Consider the following 11,774-nt stretch of genomic DNA (forward strand, 5'->3'; position numbering starts at 1 on the left):
GTGACGGCGGTGGCGGCCGGGGCGCTCGCCGCCTCAGCCCTGTCGCTCTATGTGGCGGGACGACGGGATGGCTCACGGACTCATCAGATGGAAATTGCCGATCTCACCCGGGCCAAGGACGCCGCCCAGCTTGCCGTGGCGGGTGAACGGGCGGCCGGAGCGCGCCTTTCCGCAGCCCTGACCCAGCGTCATCAAGCTCAGGTGGCGGTGGCCGCATTTATCCCACAGGCCCTGAATTCGGAGGATGGCCATGAACGTCTGGCCCCTGATCGCCTCGCTCGGCTGCGCCATGCTGATGACCAGCTGTGCCAAGCCGCCCCCGAGCTGGACGGCTGCGCCGCAGCTGAGCCTGCCGGCTGAGGCGAGGGCACCGTGCGCCCTCTACGTCCTGCCTGACCGCGCGACCCTGGCGGACCTGGAGATCGGCTACGTCACCCGGGGCGCACAGATCGTGGCCTGTGACGCGGCCAGGCGGCTGGCGGTTGAGACCTATGAGGCGCAGGGGGCCCTGATCGCCGGGGCACCGACCCGCTGACCCGACCGGGTCTAGTGGACGACCCCGCCCACCGGACCGAGGGAATCGTAGGCCTCGATACAGGCGATGATGTCGTCCCAGGCGGCCAGGCCATCCACATCCCCCATGGCCGCAAATTCCGCCGCCCGCAGCATGGCAATGACCTGGGCATCAGGGCCGTACTGGCGGATGAGGGCCAGGGCCGCATTGCGGGTGTCGATGGGGAAGTTCTCTGGATTGTCGATCATGTGGCGCTGCCCCTCCCCATGGGGCGACCACCGGATCAGGGATCGCCTCTGGGCCGCAAGGTGGGGACGGGCCGCCCGGCATGTAAGGGGCGCCTCCGTTCAGGGTGGCCAGTCAGAGGAAATACGGGGCCCAAAATGAGGTCGGCCCCAAACCCGGTGAGGGCTTGGGGCCGATGGTGCCGCCGGGCAGGATTGAACTGCCGACCTCAGCCTTACCAAGGATGCGCTCTACCACTGAGCTACGGCGGCGAAAGGCGAGGCGGGGGCTATAGCCAACCATGCGCCGTCCGTGAAGCCCCAAATCCGAATTTCTCCGACTTGACCCCGGCAGGATCCAGCCGCAACCAGGGGGCATGACGCCCCCCAATCCCCCCAAGCCTCCGCCCAAGGCCGCCTCAGACTCAAGGTTGGCCCAGGACCGTGAGGCCAAGCTCGCCCAGGCGCTGAGGGCCAATCTGCGCCGGCGCAAGGCGCCAGGCCGGGCCGCTGCAAAGGGTGTGGCCGATGAGGGTGACAAGTGTTCGTGAGCAGTCAGCGCCTTTGCGCCAGCCGTGACGCGGGCTAGAAGCGCGGCTGGGATTTCCGCACCGCAGAAATAGCGGCGCATGAAGGGGCTGGGATTGGACCGAATCGCCATCGAGGGCGGCGCGCGTCTGGAGGGCGAGATCGCCATCAGCGGCGCCAAGAATTCGGCCATCAAGCTGATGGCCGCCAGCCTGCTGACCTCAGAACCTCTGCGCCTGACCAATATGCCCCGGCTGGCGGACACTCGGTTCCTGGGGCAGCTGCTCGGACGGCTAGGCACTGAGGTTCAGGAGCAAGATGGGGCGCACGGGGCTGAGACCCTGTTGCACACCCCGGAAATCCTCAGCGCCATCGCCCCCTATGATCTGGTGCGGCAGATGCGCGCCTCGTTCAATGTGCTGGGCCCGCTGCTGGCGCGGACCGGCCAGGCCAAGGTTTCCCTGCCGGGGGGATGCACCATTGGCGCACGACCGGTGGACCTGCATCTGGACGCGCTGCGGGCGCTGGGCGCGCAGATCGATCTGCATGAAGGCTATGTCTATGCCCAGGCACCCCGGGGCCTAAGTGGGGCGGAGATCACCTTTCCCTTCGTATCGGTCGGCGCCACGGAGCACGCCATGCTGGCGGCGGTTCTGGCGGAGGGTGAGACGATCCTGCGCAATGCGGCGTGCGAACCCGAGATCGTCGACCTGGCCGACTGCCTCAACAAGATGGGCGCCCGGATTGTCGGGGCGGGTCTTGATGTCGTCCGGATCCACGGGGTCAGCCGCCTGGGGGGAACGACCCATGCGGTGGTCCCCGACCGGATCGAGACCGGAACCTTCGCCCTGGCCGCCGCCATGGCCGGCGGGGAAGTTCGCCTGACCCACACCCGCAATGACTTCATCGGCTGTCTGCTGGACAAGATGGAGGAGGCCGGGGTCGAAGTGATCCGGCACGATGATGGGGTGACGATCAAGCGGAACAGTGGTCGGCTCAGGGCCGTGGCGGTGGAGACGGACCCCTATCCAGGGTTCGCCACCGATCTCCAGGCGCAGTTTATGGCCCTGATGACCCTGGCCAAGGGGGAGTCGGTCATTCGAGAAACGATCTTCGAAAACCGCTTCATGCACGCCCCGGAGCTGGCCAGGCTGGGCGCCGACATCAGCATTCAGGGCGGCGAGGCGCGCGTGCGAGGGGTTTCGACCCTGACCGGCGCTGAAGTTATGGCCACCGACCTCAGGGCCTCAGTCGGTCTTGTCATCGCGGGCCTGGCGGCGCGGGGCCAAACGGTGGTCGGGCGCGTTTATCACCTGGACCGTGGGTTTGAGCGCCTTGAGGCCAAGCTCTCGGCCTGCGGGGCCAAGATACAGCGGTTGCGTGGGGAATCCACGCCCGACGAGGTGGAGTTCGATGCCTGAGCGTAAGAAGCCTTTGAAGCTGCGCGCGGAGAGCGCCGAGGACCTGACGGTCCTGTCTGCGGCTTTGCAGGACGCGGTCGGCAAGATCGGCGATATCCGGTTTGAAGCCAAGGCGCGACGCTTGACCCTGACCCTGAACCGCTATCGCTGGGAGGCGGGAGGGCGCTCGCGGGTAAGGGCGGCGTTGCAGGTGGGCTCCGTCGAGGCGGTGGAGGCCAAGCGGCTGAGACGGGATACCCCCGACGCGGTGGTGGAGTTGCTGGCCGTGCGCTTCGAGCCCGACGCCGAGCCTCCAGGGGGCAGCCTGATCCTGAGTTTCGCTGGCGGCGGGGATCTGAAGGTGAAGGTCGAGTGTGTCGACGCGGTTCTGGCGGATGTATCGGCACCCTGGCCAACCTCGCGGACGCCCAGGCACGAAACTTGAGGCGCGGCCGCTCTGGCTGCAGCGGTGTGGCCGTCGGACCATGGCGCTGGCGGCAAGCCATCGCTACATAGCGCCATCATGCGCCGATTTGATTTTACCGATCTCGATTTTGAAGCCCGGTTCGCCGCCCTGGTGAGCGAGCGGCGCGACACCCCTGAAGATGTTGAGGCCAGTGTCCGCGATGTCCTGGCCGCCGTGCGGGCGGAGGGCCTGGCCGCCGTCCTTCGCTTTGGTGCCCAGTTCGACGGCGTCAGCCTTGATGAGGCCAGCTTGCGGGTGAGCCCCGAGGAGATCGCCGCCGGCGCAGAGGCCTGTCCGCCAGAGGTGCGTGAGGCGATCGCCTTTGCGGCGGAACGGATCCGCAGCTACCACGAACGGCAGCGACCGGCGGATGCCCGGTTCACCGACGCGGCGGGCGTCGAGATGGGGTGGCGCTGGGGCGCCATCGAGGCGGTGGGCATCTATGTGCCTGGCGGTCGCGCCGCTTACCCGTCGACCGTGCTGATGAATGCTGTTCCGGCCAAGGTGGCAGGGGTCGAGCGGATCGCCATGGTCACGCCACCTGGAAAGCTGCAGCCGGCGGTGTTGGCCGCGGCCCAGGCCGCCGGGGTGACAGAGATCTGGCGGGTCGGCGGTGCTCAGGCCGTCGGTGCCCTGGCGTTCGGTGCCGGCCCGATCCGGCCGGTGGACAAGATCGTCGGCCCCGGCAACGCCTATGTGACCGCCGCCAAGCGCCGGGTCTATGGGGTGGTGGGCATCGACGCCCTGGCTGGCCCCTCAGAAATCGTCGTTGTGGCCGATGGTCTCAACCGTGCCGACTGGATCGCTGCGGATCTCCTGTCCCAGGCCGAACATGATCCGGCCGCTCAATCCATCCTGATCACCGATGATGCGGCGTTCGCGGCCCGGGTAGAGGCCGAGATCAAGGTGCAACTGGCCACCCTGGAGACCGAGGCGGTGGCTGCGGCGTCCTGGCGCGATCACGGGGCGGTCATCATTGCCCCCATGGATCAGGCCCCCAGACTGGTTGACGCCCTGGCGCCTGAGCATGTGGAGTTCGCCGTGGCCGATCCCGACGCCCTGGCCGCCAAGGTCCGCCACGCCGGCGCCATGTTCCTGGGCCGGCACGCCCCAGAAGCGATTGGCGATTATGTGGCCGGCTCCAACCATGTGCTGCCGACGAGCCGCGCGGCGCGGTTCTCATCGGGCTTGTCGATCTATGACTTCATCAAGCGGACCTCGTTCGTGAAGTGCGACCCGGCGGCCTTTGAGGCCCTCGGTCCAGCGACGGTGGCCCTGGCCGAGGCCGAGGGACTGCCGGCCCATGCAAGATCGGCTGCCCTGCGTCTGGGGCAGGGCCGGGGAGAAAGCTGAACGAAACCTGTCGATCGTCTTCCAGGGGCCGTTCAGGCTGAGCCCCCTAGGGTCGCAATCACAGGGCCACACCGGGCCCGGCGAATGCGATCTGACGGAGACACATCATGCGGAAGACCACGGTTTCGAAACTGACCACCGGCGCCATGATGAGCGCCCTGTTCCTGGCCGCGGCGGTGCCCGCCGCCCAGGCCCAGAATTTCGGCGGCGTCCTGGGCTGTAACGCCCCCGGCGGCAAGCAGGAGGGCGGCGCTCTGCTCGGCGCCCTGGTGGGGGCTGCGGCGGGCTCCAACCTGGCCAAGAATGACCGCACCACCGGGACGGCCGTCGGCGCGGTGGTCGGTGCCGCAGCGGGCTCAGCCATCGGGTGCCGTTTGCAGCATAGCGACCAGGACCGTCGCCACGGTCAGGGCCAGGGCTATGTCCACAACCAGCCGGCGACCTTCGTGCACGGCGGCTACCGCCTCGACCGGAACCTGGCACCGGCCCACTTCGCCGGCGGCGGCGGGGCCATGGTGGCCCGCTCAACGGTCAACCTCCGTGCGTCCCCCAGCACGCGGGGGAGCCGGGTTGGCCAGATCCGGGCGGGCCAGCAGTTTGAGGCCCTGTCCTATGTCCGGGGCAGCGACTGGATCCTGGTGGGCCAGAACGGTGTCGGCGTCGGCTATGTCCATGGCGCCTATGTTCAGCCTGTGAGCTACCAGTACGCCACCTATCGGCGCTGATTGCGTCGCCTCCCCAGCGCCTCTTGCCCCCGTCGCTCCCCGCGGCGGGGGCACTTTTCGTTTCCCATAGGACTGATGGGCATCGAAGCGGGATGACGCCGGGGGGCAGATTGCACTAAAGCTGGCGCCCAAGACCTTCCCCAGGGCGTCATGACTGACGACGACCAGAAGAACCATCGGCTGCAGAGCGTTGAGATCGACCAGCAATCCCTGGGCGCGATTTCGCGCGACCAGGAGCAGGAACGGCAGATCGCCATCTTCGATCTGCTGGAAGCCAATCGCTTTGTGCCTGACGGGGCTGAGCAGGGCCCCTATGACCTGCACATGGGCCTGATGGAAAATCGACTGGTCCTGGATGTCACCGGCCCGGGCTATGAGAAGCGGCACATTCTCTCGCTCTCGCCGTTCCGGATGCTGATCAAAGACTACTTCATGATCTGCGAGAGCTACTATCAGGCGATCCGCAACGCGACGCCGGCTCAGATCGAAGCCTTGGATATGGGCCGCCGTGGGCTGCACAATGAGGGCTCGGAGCTGTTGCGGGCCCGATTGGCCGGCAAGATCGAAACGGATCTGGACACCGCGCGCAGGCTATTCACCCTGATCTGCGCCCTGCATTACAAGAGCTGAAGCGGAGATGGCGTCAGGCTCTTCGCCGCGCCTGCCAGGCGCCATCCTGTTTGCCTGCAACTTCAATCGCGTGCGCTCCCCCATGGCCGAGGGCCTGGCCAGGCGGTTGCTGGGGGACAGGGTCTTTGTCGACTCCTGCGGTCTCAAGGCCGAGCGCGAGGCTGGGGTTGAGGGGGCCGATCCCTTTGTCTGCGCGGTCATGGCCGAACTTGGCCTGGACCTGGAGGGTCACCAGCCCAAGACCTTTGACGAGTTGCATGATGATTCCTTCGATCTGATCATCTCACTGACCCCAGAGGCCCAGCATCGGGCTGTCGAGCTGACACGCCACCGGGCGGCCGAGATCGAGTACTGGCCCACCCATGATCCAACCCTGGCTGATGGGGCCCGGGAAAACCGGCTGGCCGCCTACCGCGATGTCCGTGACACTTTGGCGCGGCGACTGGTGGAACGGTTCGGAAGGGGCTGAAAGAGAGGCCTCTACCGGGCCGGCCAAGCTGAGTTATACTTGGCTGCTGTCCGTCAGGCCGATTCCAGTGCCGGCTGGCCGCATCAGGTGAGCGCCCCATGGAGCCTGCATGGCCAAGGAAGAGCTGTTGGAGTTTCCCGGCGTGGTAAGCGAAGTGCTACCCAACGCCATGTTTCGCGTGAAGCTCGAGAACGACCACGAGATTATCGCCCACACCGCCGGAAAGATGCGCAAGAATCGTATCCGGGTGGCCGTGGGCGACAAGGTGCTGATCGAGATGACGCCCTATGACCTGTCCAAGGGCCGCATCACGTTCCGCGTCCGCTAGCGGGTGAAGCTCTCCCCAGGCACGCCTCCCGCCCAGCTCGTCCTCGCCTCAGCCAGTCCGCGACGTTTGGAGCTGCTGGCGCAGATCGGGCTGATTCCCCATGAGGTCAGCGCCCCTGAGATCGATGAGACCCCGCTGAGGGGCGAGACGCCACGCCGTTGCGCCCTGCGGTTGGCCGGGGCCAAGGCTGTGGCCGTCGCCCAGATCTACCCGACGGCCTTTGTTCTGGCCGCCGATACGGTGGTGGCTGCCGGGCGCCGGATTCTTCCCAAGGCTGAAAGCCGAGATGAGGTCCGCGATTGCTTGGCCCTGCTCTCGGGGCGCAGCCATCGGGTCTATACCGCTGTCGCGGTCGTCGGGCCTGGGGGGCGGTCGGCCGAGCGGCTGGTGGAGACCCGAGTGACCTTTAAGCGTCTCGCCGCGGATGAGCTGGACGCTTATCTGGCCAGCGGCGAGGGGCTGGGGAAGGCCGGGGGCTACGCCATTCAGGGGCTGGCTGGGGGCTTTGTCCTTGGCCTGCAGGGGTCTTATCCCGCCGTGGTCGGCCTGCCGCTCTATGAAAGCCTTTGTCTGCTGCGAGGCCTGGGCTATCCCGCAGCATGAGCCGGCGTACATTTTTCATCGATGAGGGCCTTGGGGAGACCCGAGGCGGCGTTCTGCTGGACGGACGCCCTGAGCGTCTGCTGATCCAGCGAGATGACGATTCGTCCCGCCTGGCCCTGGGGGCCCGGCTCCGGGCCCGGGTGCGGCATGTGGAGCCGGCTCTGGCCATGGCGTTTCTGGACCTGGGAGAGGGGGCTGAGGCGACGCTCTCCTTCAAGCCCGAGTTGCGCCCCCGGCAGGGAGAGGCGGTGGAGGTTGAGATCCGGACCGAGCCCCGGCTCGGCAAGCTCGCCTCGGTCAGGCTGATCGGACCTGCTCAAGGCGCGCCAGCCCTTCTGGCTCCACCGCCGGCCCTCTATGACCAGCTGCTGCATCTGGCGGGGGAGGGGGAGGCCATCACCGGTCGAATCGCCCGCCAGCTGGCCGATGAAGCTGAGGCCGAGGCGCTGGAGGTGATCCACCCATTGCCTGGGGGGGGAACCATCGCCATTGAGCCCACCCGCGCCTTGACGGCCATTGATGTCGATGTGGGTGAGCGCAAAGGTAATGAGGCCAAGCGGGTGACGCGGCAGGCCAACCTGGCTGCCCTGTCGGTCGCTGCCCGAGTGCTGAGGCTGAAAGGGCTCGGGGGGCTCGTGGTATTTGACATGGCCGGTCGCGGGCATGACGGCGCAGCCTTGATGGCCGCTGCCCGGGCGGCCTTCAACCCGGATAATCCAGGGGTCTCCATCGGTCCGATCAGTCGCTTTGGCACCATCGAGCTGACCGTCCCGCGACGGGGGCGGCCCGTGACGGAGAGCCTAACCGACGCTTCCGGGCGGGTCTCGGCCGGTACATTGGCGCAGCGACTGGTCCGTCGCCTGGAAGCGGAGGCCTTGGCGGCCCCTGGTGGGCGGTTGAGCGGCAGCTGCGCCCCGGCTGTTGCCGAGGCGGCCAAGCCCTGCCTTGCCCTTCTGGCGGCCAAGATCGGATCTCGCTTCGAGGTCAAGGCAGACCCGACCCTGGCGTGGGACAAGATCGAGGTGCATGGTCGATGAGCCCGACCCGTGGTGCCGGCGGCTGCCCGATCTGCCGCAAGCCTGTTTCAGCCGAGTATCGTCCCTTCTGCTCCAAACGCTGCGCCGACGTTGATCTGCAGCGCTGGTTCACCGGCGCCTATGCTGTCCCGGCCGTGGAGCAGGAAGAGGTGTCCGACGGTGAGGATGAGCTCTGAATTTATCCCCGCTCGCCGCCCTGGACTTCCCTGGACGGCTCTTTTATAGACGCGGCTCCCGCGCGGCGGGACCAGTGCCTGGGTAGCTCAGTTGGTAGAGCAGCGGATTGAAAATCCGCGTGTCGGTGGTTCGAATCCGCCCCCAGGCACCATTTCTTCCCCTCATCATCGCGGCAGGCACAGGGTCCGGAGTCCTGACGCCTATGGACGCAGCCCGGGCTTTGCGGAGGCGAAACGGGCGGGCTCTGGCAGGCTTGCGCGCTGCGGGGGCCAACAAGGATTAAGCCGGCCATAGCCCCAGGGTGGGGGGGCTGGCCACGGGGCTGCAACCGCGACTTTCAGGTGACAGGGCAGGTGGGACGCCGCGACTCGGCGTGCCGCCATATTGACTTCAACGCCTCTGACGCTCATTTGCCGGCCTATCGCCTTGGGGCTGTGCAAAAGCTGAGCGCTCGCCTCCCGATTCCCGACAGATTTCCGTCATCTTGGGCAACCGCTGTTCGTTACGCGTTGTTGCGTTGCAGCAATATCTTTCACGCTGCCGGCGAGTTTTCCCAATTATTGCATAGAATTCATATTGTGCGGCGCAGCAATACCGGAATTTCTGATTATCTTATCGGTGTTTAGCTGTAGCCAGTGGCACTTGACGCTCCGTTTGGGGGTTGCCAAAGGTCCCTCGCCGCACGTCTAACTTTGCGGTGAGGGTCCGCAGTCCAATCTCGGTTTGCGGTCTCGCCTTGCCCAATCGCAACGCCCAGCTTCACATAAGTGTGGATGTTGGGGGTTACGGGTCGGGAGCAGCGATAGCGGTTTGGGCTTCGGACAGCGAAAGCAGGTTCGGAGCCAAGCTTATTCAACTAGGGTAGGAAACGCTCTCGCGCGACGACCCTCGGTCCAAACGTGCTAGACCATTAGGAACTGGCGACAGATGCTCGACAAAAAACGGAACACCCCCCTCATCGCTCTCATTGGCGCGGCTGCGTTGATGATGAGCGCCCCGGCGTTCGCGCAGGATGCCGCCCCAGCGGATCCCGCCGCCGCCGCCGCTCCGGCCGATGCTACGGCTTCGGCTGAACCGGCTGCCGAAGCGACCCCCGCCGAGCCCGCGCCTGCGGCTCCTGCGGAAGAAGCTGCCCCCGAAGCTGGTGGTCACGGCGAACTGACCATTATGGCCATGTTCATGTACGCTCAGCCGGTCGGTAAGGCCGTTCTGATTGGTCTTGTTCTGGCGTCGATCCTCTCCTGGACCCTGCTGATCACCAAGCTCCTCGAGTTTGGGAAGCTGGAGCGTCAAACCAACCAGTTCCTGGAAGCCTTCCGCGGCGCCAAGAACATCAATGACATCGGCCGCATTTCCATGTCGGACGATTTCGAAGGCAACCCGCTGGCCGATATGGCTGCCGCCGCCGTCCAAGAAGTTGAGGTCTCCCGTCAGGCGGGCCTGAGCGTCTCGGGTGAACATCGCGACAGCACCATCGCCCGCGCCACGGCTGCTGTGACCGGCGTTCAGGCCTCTCTGGCCAAGCGTCTGTCGGGCGGCATGCAGTTCCTGGCCTCGCTCGGCTCCAACGCGCCGTTCATCGGCCTGTTCGGTACCGTGTACGGGATCATGTACTCGTTCATCGGCATTGCGAACACCAACACGACCAACCTGGCCGTCGTCGCGCCCGGCATCGCCGAAGCCCTCCTGGCCACTGGCCTGGGTCTCGCCGCCGCCATTCCGTCGGTTATCTTCTACAACTACTTCCAGACCCGCATCTCGGCTTTCGGCGCGCGGTCGGAAGGGTATGTCGCTGAACTTCTGAACGCGATCTCCCGGCAGCTCGACAAGGGGGCCTAAACCCAATGGCCGCTAAACTCTCAGGGTCTGGGGGTGGCAGGTACGAAACGAAGCAGAACAGCGAAATCAATGTGACGCCCTTCGTGGACGTCATGTTGGTTCTCCTGATCATCTTCATGGTGGCGGCACCGCTGGCCAGTGTGACGGTCCAGGTTGCTCTTCCGCCAGCGGTCGCCGAGCCATCCGCTAACCCGCCTAAACCGGTCTACATTTCGATCCAGTCAGACGGGTCCATCTATGTCGGTGACTTTCCTACCGACCTGGCGGCCTTGGGTGACGATCTTCGGGCGAATATTGGTCAGCGGCGGAATCCAGAACGGGAGCGGATCTTCATCCGCGCCGATAAGGACACCATGTATGGTGACTTCATGGGCGTGATGAATATGCTCCAGGACAATGGGTTCTACAGCGTGGCGCTCATCGGCGAAGAAGATTGAGGGAGGTGAGACATGTCTGAAACCAGTGACACGACTCACATTCATCACAATCCCTTCGACGTCCCGAAACCGAAGCGGAACAATGGCATTATCGTCGCCATTGGTATCTCGTTCGCGGTTCACGTGGTGCTTGGCTTCTACCTCTACAAAGCCAAGTTCGAACCGGTGTACGTGGAGTACTCGGAAGACGTGACGGAGGTGTCGCTGATCAAGCCAGCGCCGCCGCCGCCTCCGCCTCCGCCTCCGCCGCCGCCGAGCGATGCGCCGCCGCCGCCGCCGCCGAAGCTACAGCCTCGGCCGCCGGTGACTCCGCCGGTCGGTGCCATGTCGACGATCCCCCCGCTTCCGGTTCCGCCGGTGCAGGAGCGGATTGAACAGCCGAAGCCGCCGGCTCCGCCGCCGCCGACTCCGCCGCGTCCGTCGGTCATCACCAACCCCGACTGGGCGCGTATTCCCAGCGGTGAGGACGTGGCCCGCTACTATCCCGACCGCGCTCAGCGGATGGGAGCAGAAGGTCGGGTGGTGCTGAGCTGCTCGGTGACCGCCCGTGGTACGCTGGAAAACTGTTCCGTCGTGGAAGAGAGCCCGGCGGACCAGGACTTCGGTAGCGCCGCGATGCGGATGACCAGACTGTTCCGGATGCGTCCGCGCACCGCCGACGGTGCTCCCGTCGAAGGTGGCACGGTCCGGATCCCGATTTCCTTCCGTCTGCCCCAGTAGGGCGAACGAAAGACACGGGAAGCAGGCCCCGGAGACCCAGGTCTCCGGGGCCTTTTCTTTGGCTCAGGTTTGCGTGGGATGCAGCGCCCTTGGCCCTTGATCCTGAAGGCCCGCCCCACTAGAACCCTATCCCTCGCGACGCGCCGCCTTAGCTCAGTTGGTTAGAGCGCCAGATTGTGGCTCTGGAGGTCCTCGGTTCGAGCCCGAGAGGTGGTACCATCGCGGAGAGGGGAAACGGTTCGGCTTGGCCGCTTCGTTGCCCCGTCACAAACCCCAGTCATAACGGCGGCGCACCAGGGTTGCCCTGGGTGTTCCTGCGAGGTC

Annotated in this window: 17 protein-coding genes and 3 tRNA genes; 17 read left to right on the plus strand and 3 right to left on the minus strand. The window is 65.9% G+C overall.

The genetic code is table 11. The features are described 5' to 3' along the window. Nucleotides 1-72: 72 nt before the first annotated feature. The gene (locus MH112_RS06675; protein ID WP_296565565.1) at nt 73-252 is read right to left on the minus strand and encodes a hypothetical protein; all 180 of its coding nucleotides are present in this window, start codon (nt 250-252) and stop codon (nt 73-75) included. Here MH112_RS06675 and MH112_RS06680 point away from each other — a divergent pair. Beyond that, complete coding sequence (locus MH112_RS06680) at nt 251-535, plus strand: hypothetical protein (RefSeq protein WP_296565568.1); 285 nt, start codon at nt 251-253, stop codon at nt 533-535. The two genes, MH112_RS06675 and MH112_RS06680, sit on opposite strands and share 2 nt — an antisense overlap. Before the next feature lie 11 nt (nt 536-546). On the opposite strand, the gene MH112_RS06685 is transcribed toward MH112_RS06680, so the two are convergent. Next, nucleotides 547-762, minus strand: coding sequence for a hypothetical protein (locus MH112_RS06685; RefSeq protein WP_296565571.1), 216 nt, complete (start codon nt 760-762; stop codon nt 547-549). A gap of 174 nt (nt 763-936) precedes the next feature. Then, nucleotides 937-1,011 (minus strand) — tRNA-Thr (locus tag MH112_RS06690). A 104-nt stretch (nt 1,012-1,115) separates the two neighbouring features. On the opposite strand from MH112_RS06690, the gene MH112_RS06695 reads away from it, so the two are divergent. The 16 genes from MH112_RS06695 (at nt 1,116) to MH112_RS06770 (ending at nt 11,669) form a co-directional block, all read left to right on the plus strand. Beyond that, nucleotides 1,116-1,289: a hypothetical protein gene (locus MH112_RS06695; protein ID WP_296565573.1), complete on the plus strand. Its 174-nt coding sequence runs from the start codon at nt 1,116-1,118 to the stop codon at nt 1,287-1,289. 93 nt (nt 1,290-1,382) lie between these two features. Further along, the gene (gene murA, locus MH112_RS06700) at nt 1,383-2,687 is read left to right on the plus strand and encodes a UDP-N-acetylglucosamine 1-carboxyvinyltransferase (RefSeq protein WP_296565576.1); all 1,305 of its coding nucleotides are present in this window, start codon (nt 1,383-1,385) and stop codon (nt 2,685-2,687) included. Then, entirely contained in the window at nt 2,680-3,111 is a 432-nt protein-coding gene (locus tag MH112_RS06705; protein WP_296565580.1) for a DUF2948 family protein, read from the plus strand. The genes murA and MH112_RS06705 overlap by 8 nt, the downstream gene beginning before the upstream one ends. A gap of 78 nt (nt 3,112-3,189) precedes the next feature. Beyond that, entirely contained in the window at nt 3,190-4,485 is a 1,296-nt protein-coding gene (gene hisD / locus MH112_RS06710; protein ID WP_296565583.1) for a histidinol dehydrogenase, read from the plus strand. Nucleotides 4,486-4,592: 107 nt separating this feature from the next. Next, entirely contained in the window at nt 4,593-5,210 is a 618-nt protein-coding gene (locus MH112_RS06715) for an SH3 domain-containing protein (RefSeq protein WP_296565586.1), read from the plus strand. A 150-nt stretch (nt 5,211-5,360) separates the two neighbouring features. Then, a complete protein-coding gene (locus tag MH112_RS06720; RefSeq protein ID WP_296565589.1) occupies nt 5,361-5,840 on the plus strand; it encodes a UPF0262 family protein in 480 nt (159 codons plus the stop codon). A gap of 7 nt (nt 5,841-5,847) precedes the next feature. Then, nucleotides 5,848-6,309, plus strand: coding sequence for a low molecular weight phosphatase family protein (locus tag MH112_RS06725; protein WP_296565592.1), 462 nt, complete (start codon nt 5,848-5,850; stop codon nt 6,307-6,309). 109 nt (nt 6,310-6,418) lie between these two features. Then, nucleotides 6,419-6,637, plus strand: a complete 219-nt coding sequence (gene infA, locus MH112_RS06730; protein WP_293319256.1) for a translation initiation factor IF-1 — start codon at nt 6,419-6,421, stop codon at nt 6,635-6,637. Nucleotides 6,638-6,640: 3 nt separating this feature from the next. Next, nucleotides 6,641-7,240: a Maf family nucleotide pyrophosphatase gene (locus MH112_RS06735; protein WP_296565598.1), complete on the plus strand. Its 600-nt coding sequence runs from the start codon at nt 6,641-6,643 to the stop codon at nt 7,238-7,240. Next, the gene (locus tag MH112_RS06740; RefSeq protein WP_296565600.1) at nt 7,237-8,277 is read left to right on the plus strand and encodes a ribonuclease E/G; all 1,041 of its coding nucleotides are present in this window, start codon (nt 7,237-7,239) and stop codon (nt 8,275-8,277) included. Before MH112_RS06735 ends, MH112_RS06740 begins: the two co-directional genes overlap by 4 nt. After that, complete coding sequence (gene yacG, locus MH112_RS06745) at nt 8,274-8,453, plus strand: DNA gyrase inhibitor YacG (protein ID WP_296565602.1); 180 nt, start codon at nt 8,274-8,276, stop codon at nt 8,451-8,453. Before MH112_RS06740 ends, yacG begins: the two co-directional genes overlap by 4 nt. Nucleotides 8,454-8,529: 76 nt before the next feature. Then, nucleotides 8,530-8,605: transfer RNA gene (locus MH112_RS06750), tRNA-Phe, on the plus strand. Nucleotides 8,606-9,381: 776 nt separating this feature from the next. Continuing rightward, nucleotides 9,382-10,293, plus strand: a complete 912-nt coding sequence (locus MH112_RS06755) for a MotA/TolQ/ExbB proton channel family protein (RefSeq protein WP_296565604.1) — start codon at nt 9,382-9,384, stop codon at nt 10,291-10,293. Nucleotides 10,294-10,298: 5 nt separating this feature from the next. Next, entirely contained in the window at nt 10,299-10,730 is a 432-nt protein-coding gene (locus MH112_RS06760) for a biopolymer transporter ExbD (RefSeq protein ID WP_296565606.1), read from the plus strand. Between the two features lie 12 nt (nt 10,731-10,742). Further along, nucleotides 10,743-11,450, plus strand: a complete 708-nt coding sequence (locus tag MH112_RS06765; protein WP_296565608.1) for an energy transducer TonB — start codon at nt 10,743-10,745, stop codon at nt 11,448-11,450. A gap of 142 nt (nt 11,451-11,592) precedes the next feature. Next, nucleotides 11,593-11,669 (plus strand) — tRNA-His (locus MH112_RS06770). The last annotated feature ends 105 nt before the right edge of the window (nt 11,670-11,774 follow it).

Origin of the sequence: Phenylobacterium sp. (assembly GCF_022402485.1) — a bacterium.
Classification (GTDB): domain Bacteria; phylum Pseudomonadota; class Alphaproteobacteria; order Caulobacterales; family Caulobacteraceae; genus Phenylobacterium.

Coding starts and splice junctions, on each gene's coding strand:
- MH112_RS06760 (WP_296565606.1), top strand. CDS start 10,299: ATGGCCGCTAAACTCTCAGGGTCTGGGGGTGGCAGGTACGAAACGAAG.
- yacG (WP_296565602.1), top strand. CDS start 8,274: ATGAGCCCGACCCGTGGTGCCGGCGGCTGCCCGATCTGCCGCAAGCCT.
- infA (WP_293319256.1), top strand. CDS start 6,419: ATGGCCAAGGAAGAGCTGTTGGAGTTTCCCGGCGTGGTAAGCGAAGTG.
- MH112_RS06695 (WP_296565573.1), top strand. CDS start 1,116: ATGACGCCCCCCAATCCCCCCAAGCCTCCGCCCAAGGCCGCCTCAGAC.
- MH112_RS06715 (WP_296565586.1), top strand. CDS start 4,593: ATGCGGAAGACCACGGTTTCGAAACTGACCACCGGCGCCATGATGAGC.
- MH112_RS06685 (WP_296565571.1), bottom strand. CDS start 762: ATGATCGACAATCCAGAGAACTTCCCCATCGACACCCGCAATGCGGCC.
- MH112_RS06675 (WP_296565565.1), bottom strand. CDS start 252: ATGGCCATCCTCCGAATTCAGGGCCTGTGGGATAAATGCGGCCACCGC.
- MH112_RS06755 (WP_296565604.1), top strand. CDS start 9,382: ATGCTCGACAAAAAACGGAACACCCCCCTCATCGCTCTCATTGGCGCG.
- MH112_RS06740 (WP_296565600.1), top strand. CDS start 7,237: ATGAGCCGGCGTACATTTTTCATCGATGAGGGCCTTGGGGAGACCCGA.
- MH112_RS06680 (WP_296565568.1), top strand. CDS start 251: ATGAACGTCTGGCCCCTGATCGCCTCGCTCGGCTGCGCCATGCTGATG.
- MH112_RS06765 (WP_296565608.1), top strand. CDS start 10,743: ATGTCTGAAACCAGTGACACGACTCACATTCATCACAATCCCTTCGAC.
- hisD (WP_296565583.1), top strand. CDS start 3,190: ATGCGCCGATTTGATTTTACCGATCTCGATTTTGAAGCCCGGTTCGCC.
- MH112_RS06705 (WP_296565580.1), top strand. CDS start 2,680: ATGCCTGAGCGTAAGAAGCCTTTGAAGCTGCGCGCGGAGAGCGCCGAG.
- MH112_RS06725 (WP_296565592.1), top strand. CDS start 5,848: ATGGCGTCAGGCTCTTCGCCGCGCCTGCCAGGCGCCATCCTGTTTGCC.
- MH112_RS06720 (WP_296565589.1), top strand. CDS start 5,361: ATGACTGACGACGACCAGAAGAACCATCGGCTGCAGAGCGTTGAGATC.